The sequence below is a fragment of the Rhodococcus cerastii genome (assembly GCF_033042195.1).
In the GTDB taxonomy this organism is placed as follows: Bacteria; Actinomycetota; Actinomycetes; order Mycobacteriales; family Mycobacteriaceae; genus Rhodococcoides.
Genome location: NZ_JAWLKF010000023.1, coordinates 20,894 through 33,277, shown reverse-complemented (window position 1 = coordinate 33,277; position 12,384 = coordinate 20,894). Strand labels below are relative to the sequence as shown.

The window sequence follows — 12,384 nt, the reverse complement described above, 5'->3', positions numbered from 1 at the left end:
CCACCGGTCAGTTCTTGTTGGCCACCCATGGGCAGTTCTCGTGACCGCCTGTGGTCACTTCCCGATGTCCATTGACAATCTGCTCGATCATCGAAAACAGAGCGCTCTCATCGACGTTCGACCGACCTTGTTCGCGGAGACGGGCGATAGCAGCTCGGTGCTCCCACAGTGTCACCGCGGGATGTGACATCGTCCGGTACGGCACCTCGACATAGCCGGCACCGTCTGGTTCGAGGACCCAGATTCTGCTCAAATCGCGTGGGTCACGTCGTATCACGAACCGCCCCAAATCCTCTCGCCGCGCAACCCACGGTTTGAGCGCGTTCGAGAAGTAGTGCACGTGATCGAGAACGAAGCCCGTCCGCGTCAGACGTCGCCGGATGACGGGAAGAAAGTCCACCAAGAACGCGGTTTCGCCGAGCACCACACGAGGGGCATGACCAACTGCGGCGACCCCACCGGCCCACACGGCGGCCGGAGTGTTCCCGATCCCTGCGTGAACGCTCGCGTGATACGAGGCTATAGCCAGGACCAGCCAACGCTCCAACTCACGCAATGTCAACGCCGCGTGCTTGTCCGAGTCGTAACTTCCTCGGTCCGCTGGGTTCGAGAAGGTGGTCCCAGGCAGCTCGTGCACCGCCGTCATCGCCGTTCCGATGATGCGTTCGACGATCCCGCCGTAGTGCGGTCGGCCCGGAGGACGGTACTCGAGGGTGATGGCGTGCTGGGCGCATCCGCGGCGCAGCGCTTCGCTTTTGAACTCGGAGGCGTTGTCGAGATACAACTGCTTCGGCTTCCCCGCCATCGGCCACTGCACCTGCTCCGCCAGCTCGCATGCCTCCAGCCACGTCTGCTTCCCGCAGCACACGCGGCCCAGGCACAACCCGACCGATATCGACGACGGCGGCTCCAGAGTGACGACGAACCCGAGTACGGAACGGCTGAAGACATCAACGGCGATCGTCAGGTAGGGGCGGCCGATCGGTTACCGCTCTTACTCGTCAACGACCATCAGATCGACGACGGTGTGGTCGATCTGGACCTGATCGAGAATCCCCGAAACCGTCGGTGGAACGTCGCCGGCGGACTGACGTGGGCGGGCGGCATCGGGTCCTCCGCCTGACCTGGCCACCGATGCCGGAGGGAGCGCGGCGATACGCGCAGTGACGGTATTTCTGGCCGGCACCGGCAAACCCGCGCGATGACACGCCAGTGCTATACGTCGGTGCAGCGCAGCGACACTCAGCTTCTGGCGGTGAAGAAAATAGCGGGTGAGATGATCGCCGATCACTTCCTCGACCTCAGCCGCTACTCGGCTGCGGCCACGCCCTCCCGACGAGACCTTCGTCAGAAGATCGGTGACTGTCCCCGTCCCGTTCCTGAGCCTGCCGACCAACGTGTAGACCTGCCGCCTGGACAATCCCAACCGTTGCGCGGCATCGTCGACCGCTTCCGAACGCACCGAATGCATCTCCAGCAAGGGAGCCAGGACAGCGAAACGGGCCTCGGCCTGGGACCACCGCTCCCCCGACGCTGTCAGCACACCGGTCTCCACGACGTCGAGCTTGTCGGGGTCCACCACAAGCCTCCCTGTCACCGAGAGCCGAACGTGCGACCGTGCACCGCACTTCTGACATCAGAATGTCAGAAGACACGTGCACTCACCCTCGAAACGCCTGCAAAGAGTGCAGCCGTCTTCTGAAGTTGACACCTCGGGACAAACAGGGTCGTTCGACGGTCTAGTCGACGTTCATGACTGCCGTGCAGCCCCACCCCCTACTGCAACCCGTACGCGACCCCAGCGGCGGCGACGCGGCAGCGGCGTGGGCGGCGATCGTGCGCGAGGAACCGCGGTATCCGCGAGTGTCGGTATCGGCGAACGTTCGTATCCCGATGAGCGACGGCACAGCGCTGCGCGCGTACGTCGTCCGCCCCGCCGACGCATCGGGTAAGGCGGTGACGGGGAGTTTTCCCACCGTCCTGAATCTGACGCCGTACAACAAGCTGCTGATCAAGAGCATCGACACGATCCTCGAGACCCCTGTTCTCGGTCGTGCGATCAGAGCCTTCTCGTCCGCGTTCGACCTCACCGGAACCCGTTTCGACGGCATCACCGAGATCACCCGAGTGGTTGCAGGCGGGGCGGCGGACCTGCTGTCGGTCAACCGGCACCTCGTCCGCAGCGGGTACGTTCAGATGATCGTCGATGTCCGCGGCACCGGCAGTTCCTCGGGCACCTGGGACGTGCTGGGCACCCGCGAACAACTCGATTCCCTCGAGGTGATCGACTGGGCCCGACGCCAATACTGGTGCAACGGCAGGGTGGGAATGGCCGGCATCTCGTACTCGGCGATCAATGCGCTGCAGGCCGCAGCCAAGCAACCCGCCGGGCTCGACGCGATCTTCGCCGTCGAGGGCTCGGTGGACATCGTCCGCGAGATCTTCGCAACCGGAGGGGCCACCTCGGCGTTCATCCCGCTGTGGCTCACCGCCGTCAACGCATTGAAGTGGGCACCGGCCATCGGCGGCATCGACACGTTCACCTGGCTCCGCGATCGCACCCTGTCCCCCGCCACCAACCTGTTCGATCTGGCCAAAGGCTTTGTCACAGGACGAGATTCACGAATCTACGACGACGAGTACTACGACACCATCGACGCCGCCATCGAGGACATCGCGGTGCCGACATTCTTGTACGGCTGCTGGCACGACATCTTCGGCGGCTCCGCCCCCGACATCTACAACCGGCTGTCCCTCGAACGCGGATCGAAGCAGTTGCTCGTCGGTGACGGGTACCACGGCAACCCCGGAATCGGGTTCGGCGAACCGGGCTTTCCACCGCGTCTCGATATGCTCGAGCGAGCCTGGTTCGACAAGTGGCTACGCGACATCGACAACGGAATCGAGAACTACGGCCCCGTCACGTTGCGTCAACAGGGCGGCAATTGGACTGCGCACGGCCGCTTTCCGGCTCCGCGGGCGCAACCACGCAGGCTGTACCTGTCGGCGACGCCCTCAGGAACGGCAGCCCACGCCGTAGCCGACGGCAGCCTCACGACCGAACCGGCCACGTCCCGCGACATCCTGACGGTGCGGCCCTCGTTGCGGGCCGTCGTCTCGCGTGACACCACCCAGGTACTCGCCGGCGTGACGGCAGTGTTGGGGGGCGGATTCACCTACGACAACCGGTTCGCCGAAGGTGCCGCAGTCACCTTCACCACCGGTCCGGCCGAGTCGGACGCCGTTCTGTCCGGTCCGATGAATCTGCATCTTCGAGTGGTCTGCCACGCACGGGAAGCGTTGTGGGCCATCATGATCTGCGACGTCGCTCCCGACGGGACCTCGACGGTGCTCAGCAACGGCGCTCTTCTGGCCTCGCGTCGAGCCGTGGACGACGAACGTTCCTTGTTCGCGCCGAACGGCGACTACACCCGGCCCTACCACCCGCTCACCGAAGCGGCGCTGCTTCCGGTACCCATCGGCGAACCCATCGTTCTCGATATCGACATTCTCACCACCGAGGCCGTCATCGCCACTGGCCACCGACTCCGGGTCGACGTATTCGCCACCGACACACCACGGTTCATCCCGATCTTGCCGGACCTACTGCGCACTCGACTACGCAAACAGGACATCAGCATCGACCCGGAAAGCCCGAGCTACCTGGTGGTGCCCATACTCGGTGAGCCGGGCTGGTAGGAACGACATCATGAGAATCGAACAAGGCATCGCGCCGGCGAACTCCGTCGAGATCGCGTACGAGGACATGGGTTCGGTCGATGACCCTGCGGTCCTGCTGATCATGGGCCTGTCCGCGCAATTGACGTTGTGGCCCATGGATTTCTGTACCCGCCTCGTCGATGCGGGATACCGAGTGATCCGCATCGACAACCGCGACATCGGACTGTCCACGAAGATGACCGGGCAAAAGGTGCGGGGATCCCAGATCCTCCGAATGATCCGACACGAGCTCGGGATGTCTTCCGACGTGCCCTACACGATCGTCGACATGGCCGCCGACGCCGTAGGAGTACTCGATCACCTCGGCATCGATACCGTGCACGTCGTCGGTGCATCGATGGGAGGCATGATCACTCAGGTCTTCGCCGGTAGTTACCCCGAACGAACCGAATCGGTGGGCATTCTCTTCTCGAGCACCAACGAGCCGTTCCTGCCTCCGCCGGACCCACGCGCCCTGCTGCCCCTGCTCGGTGGCGTCGGGAAGGACGCCACGAAAGAGGAAATCATCGCGCATTCGGCAAAGACGTTGTCCACCATCGGCTCTCCCGGCTTCCGCACTCCGCTCGAGGAACAACTGGAGATCGCGCAGGTGATGTACGAGCGGAACTACAACCCCTCGGGCGTCGTGCGGCAGATGGCTGCGATCACCGGCACCGGCAGCCTGCGGCCGTACGCGAAGAAGATCACCGCGCCGACGACCGTCATTCACGGGACCGCCGACAGACTGGTCCGACCGTCGTGCGGCAAGGCCATCGCCCGCGCCGTTCCCGGTGCCGAGCTGACGCTGATAGACGGCATGGCCCACGACCTACCCGCCGCGTTGCTCGACCGCATCAGCGGCATCGTCCTGGCCAACTTCGCTCGCGCGAACGCGGCCTAGATCCTCGGCAAGACCCTACGACGAAGGCCGGCCTCCCTGGGGAGACCGGCCTTCGTTCGCAGATACGAAATTACGCGTTCGCGTCGTCCTCGAGGAGGTTGCGCGTGCGGTTCGGATCGACCTGGACGCCGGGTCCGGTGGTGGTCGAGACGGTGACCTTCTTGACGTAACGACCCTTGGCCGACGACGGCTTCGCACGCAGGATCTCGTCCAGCGCTGCGCCGTAGTTCTCCACCAGCTTGGTCTCGTCGAACGAGGCCTTACCGATGACGAAGTGCAGGTTGGCCTGCTTGTCGACGCGGAAGTTGATCTTGCCGCCCTTGATGTCGTTGACGGCCTTGGTCACATCGTTGGTGACCGTGCCCGTCTTCGGGTTCGGCATCAGGCCACGCGGTCCGAGGACACGGGCAATGCGGCCGACCTTGGCCATCTGATCGGGGGTGGCGATCGCGGCGTCGAAGTCCAGGAAACCGCCCTGGATGCGCTCGATCAGATCTTCTGCTCCGACGACGTCGGCTCCTGCTGCCTCGGCCTCTGCAGCCTTCTCACCAGCGGCGAAAACAATAACCCGAGCGGTCTTGCCGGTGCCGTGGGGAAGGTTGACGGTGCCGCGCACCATCTGATCCGCCTTGCGGGGATCGACGCCGAGTCGCACTGCAACCTCGACGGTGGGGTCGAACTTGCTCGACGCGGTCTCCTTGGCCAACTTGGCGGCTTCGAGAGGAGAGTAGAGATTGTCCTGGTCGATCTTTGCGGCCTGCTCGAGGTAGGCCTTGCTGCGCTTTGCCATGTCTTACTGTCCTTCGTTCGAGTTCAGTGTGGTTGACGAGCCTGGCCGGCTCTCCCACGTTCTGTGTCTTTGGTCGCTCCGCAGGCTCCGCTCCTGCTGGAACGGTCGCTCCGCAGGCTTCGCTCCTGCTGGGCAGGTAAATCAGCCTTCGACGGTGATGCCCATCGAGCGAGCAGTGCCGGCGATGATCTTCGCGGCCTGATCGATGTCGTTGGCGTTGAGGTCTTCCTGCTTGGTCTTGGCGATCTCGCGCACCTGGTCCATGGTCACCTTGGCGACCTTGGTCTTGTGCGGCTCGCCGGAGCCCTTCGCCACGCCTGCGGCCTTGAGCAGCAGCTTGGCGGCGGGAGGAGTCTTCAGCTTGAAGTCGAACGTACGGTCTTCGTAGACCGAGATCTCGACCGGCACGACGTTGCCGCGCTGCGACTCGGTCGCGGCGTTGTACGCCTTGCAGAACTCCATGATGTTGACGCCGTGCTGGCCCAGTGCGGGGCCGACGGGCGGTGCCGGGTTGGCGGCACCGGCCTGGATCTGAAGCTTGATGATCCCGGCTAGCTTCTTCTTCTTCGGGGGCATTTCTTTTTCCTTGTATTCGCTCGGGTTTCTTGCGGTTGCTACTGCAAGTCTGTGGTCGGCTTCTAGATCTTGGAGACCTGAGTGAAGCCGAGCTCGACCGGTGTTTCACGGCCGAAGATCGATACCAACACCTTGAGCTTCTGCTGCTCTGCGTTGACCTCGCTGATGCTCGCGGGGAGGGTGGCGAACGGGCCATCCATGACGGTGACCGACTCGCCGACCTCGAAGTCGACCTCGATGGTCGGCTTCGACGTGGTGTCGCCGCCCTGCTCGGCTGCGCCTGCGGTCGCTTTCGCGTCCTTCTTGGCACCTTCCTGCGGCATGAGGAACTTGACGACCTCGTTGATGGTCAACGGTGACGGCCGCGAGGTGGCACCGACGAAACCGGTGACGCCGGGAGTGTTGCGAACCGCTCCCCATGACTCGTCGTTGAGTTCCATGCGCACGAGGATGTAACCGGGCAGAACCTTGCGGTTGACCTGCTTGCGCTGGCCGTTCTTGATCTCGGTGACCTCTTCGGTGGGAACTTCCACCTGGAAGATGTAGTCGCCGACGTCGAGGTTCTGCACGCGAGTCTCGAGGTTGGCCTTGACCTTGTTCTCGTAGCCGGCGTACGAGTGAATGACGTACCAGTCACCGGGAGCGCGGCGCAGAGCCGCCTTCATCTCGGCGACGGGATCCTCGGGCTCGGCTGTCACGTCGGCGTCGGCTGCCTCGCCGTCTTCGGCGGGAACGTCCTCACCGGCAGCGGCGGCAACGTCGGCCTTGATGGCTTCGTCGGTTTCGCGGTCCTGAGCGGCCTGCTCCGCTTCGAGGCCCTGCTTGGTCGCCTCGACATCGGCGTCGAATGCGGCCACTTCGGTGGCGTCGTTGTGCGGCGTGCTCACGTCAGCACCCTTTCTCTAGTTTCCTGCTCGGTTCGATCGTCGGTAGTTCACGCAGCTGCGATCGGTCAGCCGAACAGCCAGCCGACGCCCTGGATGAAGAGCAGGTCGAGGCCACTGATGTACGCGACCATGAACGTCAGGAAGACGAGCACGACGCTGGTGTAGGTGACCATCTGCTTCTTGTTCGGCCAGATGACCTTGCGAAGCTCGGCGACGACCTCACGGAAGAACTGCAGCAGACGCATGAACACGTTCGGCCGCTTGTCGGCTTTGACCTTGCCCGATCGGGTCCTACCGGTCTTGGCCTTGGCCGGCGCGGTGGATGCGGCCGGAGCCTTGGACATCGACACGCTCGAAGCGCTACCGCGGGACCTGCTGGCCGATCGCTTGCCGGTGGGTACCACGGCGTCTGCAGCGGATTCACCAGCGGTGGTGTCAGCATCGGAAGGACGGCCCTCGGAGCCAGGTGCGACGTCGTCCGAGGCCGAGGAGTTCTCGAACTCCTCCTCCGATCGACCGTCGCGCTTACCGCGCTCCTCGCTCACGTCGTTCCTCTCAGTTGCTGACACCTTGGGCAGGGGCGACAGGACTTGAACCTGCAACCTACGGTTTTGGAGACCGTTGCTCTACCAATTGAGCTACGCCCCTTCGGCCGAAGCTTCTCGGCCGCTCTGGTGTCCATTCGGCTCCCACACACAGCCTTCGCGCTCTCCAGAGGGAGGACGCGGGCAGCGCGGAGCGCCGAATTACCCCAGAAATCTCAGTGTACTGCACACCCTTCGGAACAGATAAATCCCGTCGTCCCGGCGGTGAACGACCTCCGGCGGATCGACCATGCTCAGGCCAAGCGCACCGTTGCGGTCGCTCGCCCGAAAATCTTCTTGCCTGCGGACTTCGCGACGATGGCGACGATCGCGGTTCGCTCGTCGGCGTCCACGGACTTGACCTTGCCGGTGAACTCCACCGACGCCGGGGCATCGGCCGGGACCAACACCGCACTGGTGAAGCGCACGTTGTACTCGGTGACCGCACCCGGGTCGCCGAGCCACGACGTGACGAAACCGGCACCGAGGCCCATCGTCAGCATCCCGTGCGCGATGACGTCGTCCAATCCGGCCAGCGCGACGACCTCGTCACTCCAGTGGATCGGGTTGGGATCGCCGGACACGCCTGCGTAGTTGACCAGGTCGCCGCGGGTCAGGGACACCACTCGCTCAGGCAGTTCGTCCCCGACCGATACGTCGTCGAAGTTACGAAGCGCCATGCCTGATCACTTCCTTCACCGCATGGGCGATGTTCTCGTCGATCTCCCCGCCGGTTCGCGCGACGATCGTCGTCCACGTGGTTTGCACGAGGTCGCCGTTCTGATCGGTGATGATGTTCTTGGTGGTCATGATGTCGCTGCCACCCATCTGCCGGAACGACTCGAGATACACGTCGCAGAAAATTCGATCGCCGACCTGGATCGGGCGATGGAACTCCAGTTTTTGATCGGTCTGCAGGATCTGACTCGGGTCGTAACCCGTGATGACCTCTTGCAACATGCGGGTCTGCGACATGATCCCGAGCAGGGAAACGAAGGTCAAGGGCGCGAGGAGACCGTCGTAACCGAGGCCCTTCGCTGCGTCCTCGTCGTGGTGCGCGGGATGGAAATCCTGGACGGCACGCGCATACTCACGAACCTTCTCGCGGCCGACCTCGTAGAAGTCGTCGACGCGGAAATGACAACCGACCATGGACGCCGCGTGAGCGGATGCATCCATGGCCGGTACGTCATGTGGAGCTTGTGACACGGTGGAGACCTTTTCTACCCTGGACGCAAGAGCCGTTAGGGAAGAAAATGCGACCTAACGCCGGGCGCCGAAGAAAAATCGGGACTGCGAACCAGCGAGCCGAGCAGACTAGCGGGATTCGCGGTGCGCCCGGTGCGTTCCGCAGTTGGAGCAGAACTTCTTCAGCTCGATGCGGTCGGGGTCGTTCCGACGGTTCTTCTTGGTGATGTAGTTGCGGTGCTTGCAAACCTCGCAGGCCAAGGTGATCTTGGGCCGCACATCGGTGGAGGAGGCCACTGGACGCCTACTTTCGGGTAAATCTGATCAGGGTCAATCAGGACTGTTCATGAGTGCTACTGGTCGTGCTTGCCTACTGTGTAGCGGTGACCGGACTTGAACCGGCGACGCAACGATTATGAGTCGTTTGCTCTACCAACTGAGCTACACCGCCTCAGGTGCTCACCGTCCACCATCCCACGCGGGGAACGCGACGTCGAGCCATCCAATCCAGCGAGCCCCCTAACGGAATCGAACCGTTGACCTTTTCCTTACCATGGAAACGCTCTACCGACTGAGCTAAGGGGGCGAGCAACTACGCATGTTGCCGTGCGCTGAAGCCTTCAAGAGGTTACACATTCGGAGCGCCGACTACCAAATTGCGTGGTCAGCGAGCCGTTCCTGTCCCTCTTCACATGGAAACCCCAGCGAGAGAAATCCTCGCCGGGGTTCCAGGTGTGGCAGATGTAGGATTCGAACCTACGTAGGCATAAGCCGACGGATTTACAGTCCGCTCCCATTGGCCGCTCGGGCAATCTGCCGTGATGCGATCGAAGCCCGTACTGCTCTTCGGCGCGGTGAGAAGAATACAACGAACGTCCCCCCGGAACGCAAACCGGGTGGATACGGTCGGTAGCGGGCCGATAAAGTCCCTGCGGGATGTGGACCGACACCACCGCCAAACCAAATTTTCGATTCGACTGGAGAGTGTGAGAAGTGGCTGATTCGTCCTTCGACGTAGTGAGCAAGGTCGACCGACAGGAAGTGGACAACGCCGTCGGACAGGCCGCGAAGGAGCTGGCGACCCGCTTCGACTTCCGCGGATCCGACACCAGCATCGAATGGTCCGGTAGCGGCGAGTCCGAGACGATCGTCATCACGTCCGAATCCGAGGAGAAGGTCAAGGCCGCCCTCGACGTGTTCAAGGAAAAGCTGATCCGACGGGACGTCTCCCTCAAGGCCTTCGAGACCAACGATCCGGCCGCGTCCGGCAAGGTCTACAAGGTCACCGGCAAGCTGGTGCAGGGCATCACGACCGAGAACGCAAAGAAGATCTCCAAGAAGATCCGCGACGACGGCCCCAAGGGCGTCAAGGCGCAGATCCAGGGCGACGAACTGCGCGTGAGCAGCAAGAAGCGCGACGACCTGCAGGCCATCCAGCAGCTGCTCAAGAACGAGGACTTCGGCATCGCGCTGCAGTTCGTCAACTACCGGTAGAGCGGCTTCTCACCTGGGTCGTTCCGCAGGCTTCACTCCTGCTCACCTGGGTCGTTCCGCAGGCTCCACTCCTGCTCACCCGGGTCGTTCCGCAGGCTCCACTCCTGCGCCGCATGTGCACGGAACCTCGTAGTGGGCTACGAGTTTCTGCTCACATGCGGCGCAGCCGCTCAGTACGGCCGGTGGCCGGCCATCCGCTCGAGTCGCTCGATGCGGTCGGCCATCGGCGGGTGGGTGGCGAACAGCTGCCCGGCCTTGTCGCCCATGCGGAACGGATTGGCGATCATCAGATGCGACTCCGCCGCCAACCGCGGCTCGGGCGGCAGCGGTGCCAGCTGCACTCCCTGCTCGAGCTTGCGGAGCGCCGACGCCAGCGCCAACGGGTCACCGGTCAGCTCGGCCCCGGACTGGTCGGCCTGGTACTCACGCGAACGAGAGACCGCAAGGCGAACCAGGCTGGCCGCAACGGGCCCCAGCATCGACACCAGCAGCAACGCGAGCGGGTTCGGGCCCCCGTTGCCGCGTCCGCCGAAAATGTTGGCGAAGAAGGCGAGGTTCGCCAGACCCGAGATGACCGACGCCATCGCACCGGCCACCGACGAGATCAGGATGTCGCGGTTGTAGACGTGCGAGAGCTCGTGCCCGAGCACCGCGCGCAGTTCCCGCTCGTCCAGGATCCGCAGAATGCCCTCGGTGCAGCACACCGCAGCGTTGCGGGGGTTGCGGCCGGTGGCGAACGCGTTGGGGTTGTTGGTGGGACTGACGTACAGCGCAGGCATCGGCTGATGAGCGGCCGTCGCCAGCTCACGCACAATGCGATACATCGCCGGCTGCTCGAGCTCGGTCACCGGCACCGCATGCATCGACCGCAGGGCCATCTTCGCGCTGTTGAAGTACGCGTAGCCGTTGACGCCGACTGCCAACACGATGGAGCCGATGAGAATGGTCGCGTTACCGAACAGCGAACCGATGAACACGATGAGCGCCGACATCCCGACCAACAGGCCGAAAGTCTTCGCACCGTTCGCGTAACCGTTCATGACTGAAGATGCCTCCTCGTACCGGGTCTTCCTACCCGATTCAACGAAAACACCTGGACCGGCAGTTCCCGGCCCGAAGTCCGAGCCGACTACCCGACGCGCTCGACGGTGTAGTTCACCAGGCGGCCGAGGGCATCGTTGGCCGGACCCTGCGGCAACAGGGCGAGTTCTGCGTGTGCCCGCGCGGCATATTCACCGAGTGTCTTCTTTGCCGAGACCATGCCGGGTGAGCGCTGCAGCAGCTCCAGAGCCTCGGTGACCAGCGCGTCTTCGGTGACCGGACCGGCGAGGATCTCGCGCAGCCGATCGCCGTCGGCACCTTCCTCGCGCAGCGCGAAGAGCACCGGCAGAGTGTGTACGCCCTCCCGCAGGTCGGTACCGGGAGTCTTTCCGGACTGCTCGGTTGCCGAGGAGATGTCGATGATGTCGTCGGAGATCTGGAAGGCGGTACCGACGGCGTCACCGAGGCGCTCGAGGCGTCCCACATGTTCGGCGTCGCCGCCGCTGAACGTGCCGCCGAAGCGTCCGCAGGAGGCGATGAGCGATCCGGTCTTCTCCCACACGACCTTCAGGTAGTGCGCGACGGGATCGTCGGTGCTCTTGGCCCCGACGGTTTCGCGCATCTGACCGGTGACGAGTTCTGCGAAGGTCTCGGCGATGATGCGGACGGCGTCGGGTCCGAGGGTGGACACCAGACGAGACGCATGCGCGAACAAGTAGTCGCCTGCGAGGATCGCCACACTGTTGCCCCAGCGTGAGTTCGCGCTCTCGGCACCTCGACGCATCGACGCCTCGTCCATGACGTCGTCGTGATAGAGCGTCGCCAGATGAACCAGCTCGACGACCGTGGCCGCGGTGACGATCGCCGGATCGGTCGGCGACGGTCCCAGCTGACCGGTCAGCACGGTGAACAGGGGTCGGAAGCGCTTTCCGCCGGCTTTGGCCAGGTGCAGAGCGGCCTCGGTGAGGAACTCCTCACCGTCGGAGAGCTCGCTGATCATCAGTTCTTCGACGCGTGCGAGGCCGTCGGCGACGGTTCGCGCGAGCTCCGGGTCACCCAGGTCGACTCCGGCAACGACCGTTGCTACGGCAGCGTCGTCTGTACTCACGATGTTGGTCCCTGTCCTGTCGTCGACATGCCGGCGGCAGCGGCGAAGCGCCACTGCTCGCCTTCTACCGTAGTGAACCTAGCGTGCACACCGGT

14 protein-coding genes and 4 tRNA genes are annotated in these 12,384 nt (G+C 63.7%); 3 read left to right on the top strand and 15 right to left on the bottom strand.

Annotation, left to right across the window (positions count from 1 at the left end; all coding sequences use genetic code 11):
* Nucleotides 1-7: 7 nt before the first annotated feature.
* Complete coding sequence (locus tag R3P93_RS24705) at nt 8-805, bottom strand: Mu transposase C-terminal domain-containing protein (protein ID WP_449619219.1); 798 nt, start codon at nt 803-805, stop codon at nt 8-10.
* A 189-nt stretch (nt 806-994) separates the two neighbouring features.
* On the bottom strand, nt 995-1,579 hold the full coding sequence (locus R3P93_RS24700) for a hypothetical protein (protein WP_228139278.1): 585 nt from the start codon (nt 1,577-1,579) through the stop codon (nt 995-997).
* Between the two features lie 173 nt (nt 1,580-1,752).
* Between R3P93_RS24700 and R3P93_RS23930 the strand changes: the two genes are divergently transcribed.
* Together R3P93_RS23930 and R3P93_RS23925 are read left to right on the top strand one after the other, a co-directional pair.
* Nucleotides 1,753-3,699 (top strand): CocE/NonD family hydrolase, encoded by a 1,947-nt coding sequence (locus tag R3P93_RS23930; RefSeq protein ID WP_094665462.1) that lies wholly within the window; start codon nt 1,753-1,755, stop codon nt 3,697-3,699.
* Between the two features lie 10 nt (nt 3,700-3,709).
* Nucleotides 3,710-4,621, top strand: coding sequence for an alpha/beta fold hydrolase (locus tag R3P93_RS23925; RefSeq protein ID WP_057475224.1), 912 nt, complete (start codon nt 3,710-3,712; stop codon nt 4,619-4,621).
* 70 nt (nt 4,622-4,691) lie between these two features.
* Here R3P93_RS23925 and rplA read toward each other — a convergent pair whose 3' ends face one another.
* The 11 genes from rplA to R3P93_RS23870 all read right to left on the bottom strand — a co-directional run bounded on the left by rplA (nt 4,692) and on the right by R3P93_RS23870 (nt 9,464).
* A complete protein-coding gene (gene rplA / locus R3P93_RS23920; protein WP_027498276.1) occupies nt 4,692-5,411 on the bottom strand; it encodes a 50S ribosomal protein L1 in 720 nt (239 codons plus the stop codon).
* 141 nt (nt 5,412-5,552) lie between these two features.
* On the bottom strand, nt 5,553-5,987 hold the full coding sequence (rplK, locus tag R3P93_RS23915; RefSeq protein WP_008713829.1) for a 50S ribosomal protein L11: 435 nt from the start codon (nt 5,985-5,987) through the stop codon (nt 5,553-5,555).
* A 62-nt stretch (nt 5,988-6,049) separates the two neighbouring features.
* Entirely contained in the window at nt 6,050-6,874 is an 825-nt protein-coding gene (nusG, locus tag R3P93_RS23910; RefSeq protein WP_094641109.1) for a transcription termination/antitermination protein NusG, read from the bottom strand.
* Nucleotides 6,875-6,939: 65 nt separating this feature from the next.
* Nucleotides 6,940-7,419 (bottom strand): preprotein translocase subunit SecE, encoded by a 480-nt coding sequence (gene secE / locus R3P93_RS23905; RefSeq protein WP_317534326.1) that lies wholly within the window; start codon nt 7,417-7,419, stop codon nt 6,940-6,942.
* Between the two features lie 30 nt (nt 7,420-7,449).
* Nucleotides 7,450-7,522 (bottom strand) — tRNA-Trp (locus R3P93_RS23900).
* A gap of 190 nt (nt 7,523-7,712) precedes the next feature.
* The gene (hadB, locus tag R3P93_RS23895) at nt 7,713-8,138 is read right to left on the bottom strand and encodes a (3R)-hydroxyacyl-ACP dehydratase subunit HadB (RefSeq protein WP_068046262.1); all 426 of its coding nucleotides are present in this window, start codon (nt 8,136-8,138) and stop codon (nt 7,713-7,715) included.
* Complete coding sequence (gene hadA / locus R3P93_RS23890; protein WP_068046265.1) at nt 8,125-8,637, bottom strand: (3R)-hydroxyacyl-ACP dehydratase subunit HadA; 513 nt, start codon at nt 8,635-8,637, stop codon at nt 8,125-8,127. Before hadA ends, hadB begins: the two co-directional genes overlap by 14 nt.
* A gap of 138 nt (nt 8,638-8,775) precedes the next feature.
* Nucleotides 8,776-8,943, bottom strand: coding sequence for a 50S ribosomal protein L33 (gene rpmG / locus R3P93_RS23885; protein ID WP_027498281.1), 168 nt, complete (start codon nt 8,941-8,943; stop codon nt 8,776-8,778).
* An 81-nt stretch (nt 8,944-9,024) separates the two neighbouring features.
* Nucleotides 9,025-9,097, bottom strand: a tRNA-Met gene (locus R3P93_RS23880).
* A 62-nt stretch (nt 9,098-9,159) separates the two neighbouring features.
* Nucleotides 9,160-9,232: transfer RNA gene (locus R3P93_RS23875), tRNA-Thr, on the bottom strand.
* A gap of 149 nt (nt 9,233-9,381) precedes the next feature.
* Nucleotides 9,382-9,464: transfer RNA gene (locus R3P93_RS23870), tRNA-Tyr, on the bottom strand.
* Between the two features lie 175 nt (nt 9,465-9,639).
* Between R3P93_RS23870 and R3P93_RS23865 the strand changes: the two genes are divergently transcribed.
* A complete protein-coding gene (locus tag R3P93_RS23865) occupies nt 9,640-10,140 on the top strand; it encodes a YajQ family cyclic di-GMP-binding protein (protein ID WP_008713817.1) in 501 nt (166 codons plus the stop codon).
* Nucleotides 10,141-10,310: 170 nt separating this feature from the next.
* Here R3P93_RS23865 and htpX read toward each other — a convergent pair whose 3' ends face one another.
* Both htpX and R3P93_RS23855 read right to left on the bottom strand, forming a co-directional pair.
* Nucleotides 10,311-11,180, bottom strand: a complete 870-nt coding sequence (htpX, locus tag R3P93_RS23860; protein WP_068046268.1) for a zinc metalloprotease HtpX — start codon at nt 11,178-11,180, stop codon at nt 10,311-10,313.
* Between the two features lie 89 nt (nt 11,181-11,269).
* Nucleotides 11,270-12,289 carry a polyprenyl synthetase family protein gene (locus R3P93_RS23855; RefSeq protein ID WP_317534325.1) on the bottom strand — a complete coding sequence of 340 codons (1,020 nt, stop codon included), beginning with the start codon at nt 12,287-12,289 and terminating at the stop codon, nt 11,270-11,272.
* Between the last annotated feature and the right edge of the window lie 95 nt (nt 12,290-12,384).

What these genes read in the sequence shown, in the direction of transcription:
- R3P93_RS23925 (WP_057475224.1), top strand. Translation starts at nt 3,710, where the DNA reads ATGAGAATCGAACAAGGCATCGCGCCGGCGAACTCCGTCGAGATCGCG.
- rplK (WP_008713829.1), bottom strand. Translation starts at nt 5,987, where the DNA reads ATGCCCCCGAAGAAGAAGAAGCTAGCCGGGATCATCAAGCTTCAGATC.
- rplA (WP_027498276.1), bottom strand. Translation starts at nt 5,411, where the DNA reads ATGGCAAAGCGCAGCAAGGCCTACCTCGAGCAGGCCGCAAAGATCGAC.
- htpX (WP_068046268.1), bottom strand. Translation starts at nt 11,180, where the DNA reads ATGAACGGTTACGCGAACGGTGCGAAGACTTTCGGCCTGTTGGTCGGG.
- R3P93_RS24705 (WP_449619219.1), bottom strand. Translation starts at nt 805, where the DNA reads ATGGCGGGGAAGCCGAAGCAGTTGTATCTCGACAACGCCTCCGAGTTC.
- hadB (WP_068046262.1), bottom strand. Translation starts at nt 8,138, where the DNA reads ATGGCGCTTCGTAACTTCGACGACGTATCGGTCGGGGACGAACTGCCT.
- R3P93_RS23930 (WP_094665462.1), top strand. Translation starts at nt 1,753, where the DNA reads ATGACTGCCGTGCAGCCCCACCCCCTACTGCAACCCGTACGCGACCCC.
- hadA (WP_068046265.1), bottom strand. Translation starts at nt 8,637, where the DNA reads ATGGATGCATCCGCTCACGCGGCGTCCATGGTCGGTTGTCATTTCCGC.